The organism is Streptomyces sp. LS1784, from assembly GCF_020103755.1.
Taxonomy (GTDB): domain Bacteria; phylum Actinomycetota; class Actinomycetes; order Streptomycetales; family Streptomycetaceae; genus Kitasatospora.
Window position 1 is genome coordinate 1 of record NZ_JAHSQD010000853.1, and the last position, 2484, is coordinate 2484.

At 75.4% G+C, this 2484-nt stretch carries 2 protein-coding genes; both read left to right on the plus strand.

The annotated features are described in order from the left end of the window. A partial coding sequence (gene rlmB / locus KS423_RS43380) for a 23S rRNA (guanosine(2251)-2'-O)-methyltransferase RlmB (RefSeq protein ID WP_224285194.1) occupies window positions 1-793 on the plus strand: 793 nt, incomplete at its 5' end. Window positions 794-1072: 279 nt separating this feature from the next. Further along, a partial coding sequence (locus KS423_RS43385) for a DoxX family membrane protein (protein ID WP_224285195.1) occupies window positions 1073-2484 on the plus strand: 1412 nt, incomplete at its 3' end.

A 2484-nucleotide genomic window follows, 5' to 3' on the forward strand; every position in this document is an offset into this window, starting at 1 on the left:
CGGCATGCGCCGGGCCGGTGCCGGCCGCGGTGGCCGCGGCGGCGCGGGCAGCGCCGAGCTGGTCTTCGGCCGCAACTCGGTGGTCGAGGCCCTGGTCGGCGACGTGCCGGCCAACGCGCTGTACGTCCAGCAGTTCATCGACACGGACGACCGGGTCCGCGAGGCTTTCCAGGCGGCCAACGACCGTGGCATCCCGCTGATGGACGCCCCGCGCGCGCAGCTGGACCAGATGACCGGCGGGCTCAACCACCAGGGTCTGGTGCTGCAGGTGCCGCCGTACGAGTACGCGCACCCCGAGGACCTGCTGGAGGAGGCCGCCGACGCCGGCCAGGACGCGCTGATCATCGCGCTGGACGGGGTCACCGACTCGCGCAACCTGGGCGCCGTGGTCCGCTCGGCCGCCGCCTTCGGCGCGCACGGCGTGGTCATCCCCGAGCGCCGCGCGGCCGGCATGACCGCCGGCGCCTGGAAGACTTCCTCCGGCGCCGCGGCCCGGCTGCCCGTCGCCCGGGCCACCAACATGACCCGCACCCTGGAGGCCTACCAGAAGGCCGGTCTGATGGTGGTCGGCCTGGCCGCCGACGGCGAGGCCGAGATCGGCGACCTGGAGCTGCTGACCGGCCCGGTGGTGATCGTCGCGGGCAGTGAGGGCAAGGGCCTGTCCCGGCTGGTCTCGGAGACCTGCGACATGCGGGTCAGGATCCCGATGTCCGGCCTGACCGAGTCGCTGAACGCCGGTGTCGCGGCGGGCATCGTGCTGTACGAGGCCGCGCGGCTGCGTGCCAAGCGCTGAGCGCTTCGCGCCGAGTGCCGAGTGCCGAGCGCTGAGTGCTGAGCGCTGAGCGCCGAGTGCGGCCGGAGGACGGAGAGCGGCCGGGCGTCGCTGAGCGCGGCCGAGCGCTGAGCACGGCCGGGGCTCGGGGCGCAGGCGATCTTCCGAATTCCCCGCAATCCGAGTGAAAGGCGATCGGGCCCGACCGGGCCCGATCGCTTTTTTCATGATCACTTCAAGTGTGGGTCGGACATCCACCCGGGAGAGTGTCCTAAGCGGCCGTCACCCGGTTAGACGGGCGTGGACACCAGAACACCTCGGCGCCCCCTGTTCGGCGACGGCAGCACAGGGATAGACGCGGGCCCCGGCCTCAACACCGTCAAGGTGGAGTCGGACCCTTCGCGGCTCAGCAGCACCCAGGCGAGTTTCCGGCTCCGGCTCGGCGCCCCGATGGCGCCGCTGCTCGAGGCCCCGGCCGGACTGCTGTCCACCGGCGCCGCGTTCGGCGACCCGTACGCCAACCAGGGCCTGATCGGCCGTCCGCTGGTCACCCCGCAGGTCGTCGTGCCCGCTCCGGCCGTCCCGGCGATGGCCGGGGCCGGGGTCGGCGGCGCGCCGCGCCGCAAGGGCCGGGTCACCGCCGTCACCTGGACCGGCCAGGCGCCCCCCGGGGACCTCGCGGCCACCCGGCTGCTGGAAGCGGTGCGCCAGGGCGGCACCCCGGCCGGCGGTGTCCGGCTGGTCGAGGCGGACACCCAGGTGCTCCCGTCCCTCGCGGGCGCCCGGGCCCTCCCGCGCCAGCCCCGCGAGGGCACCGGCACCGCCACCGACGCGGGCGTCGGCCCGGTCGGCGAGCCGCACGGCTGGACCCCGAGCGGCGAGCTGCCCGAGGTCTCCGCCGCGGACGCCGCGGGCAAGCAGCCCTGGTACCCGGGCCGCAGGGTCGACCTCGGCCTGGTGCTGCTGCCGCTGCGCGCCGTCCTCGGCTCGCTCTCGGTCTACGCCGGGTTCAGCAAGCTCTGCGACCCGGTGTACTTCGACGGCGGAGAGCGCGGCTCGATGATGCGCTGGCTCTCCTCGCTGCACCCGTGGAAGGTCGCCGAACCGCTGCTGGCCTTCGCCATGGCGCACCCGGTGGGCGCCGGGCTGGTGGTGTCGTTCACCCAGATCGTGGTCGGCGTGCTGACCGTCCTCGGCCTCTGGCAGCGGCTCGCCGCCGGCGCGGCGATGGCGCTCTCCGCCGCGCTGCTGTTCACCGTCAGCTGGCGGGCCGTCCCGGTCTACGACACCCCGGACCTGATCTTCCTCGCGGCGTGGAGCCCGCTGCTGATCGCCGGGGCGCCGTTCGCCTCGCTGGACGGGCGGCTCAGCCTGGAGGCCTGGCGCCGGTTCGGCGCGGACGCACCCGCTGCGTTGCGCCGCCGGGTGCTGCGCCGCGGCACCGTGGTCACCACGGTCGTGGTCGGCGTGACCCTGCTGCTCGGTTCGATGTTCGGCGCCGCCGTTCGCACCGGTGCCCGGGCGCACCAGGCGCCGGACCGTCCGGTCACCGACTACGGCACCCCGGTCTGGCCGTCCGGCGGCCCGTCCGGCACCCCCGGCGGCAAGGGCACGTCCACCACGCCCCCGCCCGCCGCCCCGCGCCCGGCCACTGCGACGCCGAGTGCGACCACCCCGCCGCCCACCAAACCGGCCACCCCGACGCCGAGCGG